Here is a 223-nt window from a genome sequence, read left to right as displayed (position 1 = left end):
CGCCTCGTTCGCCTGCGCGGTCATCTGCGCGAGTTCGCGGCGCATCGTCGGCAGCTCGCGCTGGATCCGTGCGCGGCCTTCCTGCGCGGGCGACCACAGCACCGAATACGCGATCGCGACCGCCAGCACGGCGCCGCCCCAGCCGAGCAGCATCTTCTCGCGCTGCGAGCGCTCGCCCCAGAACTGGGTCAGCGTCTGGTTCAGTTGTTCCGTCTTCATGAGC

The 223-nt window shown here is 69.5% G+C and carries 1 protein-coding gene; it reads right to left on the bottom strand.

All coding sequences use genetic code 11. The annotated features are described in order from the left end of the window. Positions 1-219: type II secretion system protein GspM (gene gspM, locus ACNQQL_RS36330; RefSeq protein WP_347069779.1), on the bottom strand; the 219-nt coding region annotated here is incomplete at its 3' end. Positions 220-223 lie beyond the last annotated feature (4 nt).

It is taken from the genome of Burkholderia sp. LFS061 (genome assembly GCF_047978125.1).
Classification (GTDB): domain Bacteria; phylum Pseudomonadota; class Gammaproteobacteria; order Burkholderiales; family Burkholderiaceae; genus Burkholderia; species Burkholderia pyrrocinia_C.
This window is presented reverse-complemented; position numbering and strand designations above follow the sequence as displayed.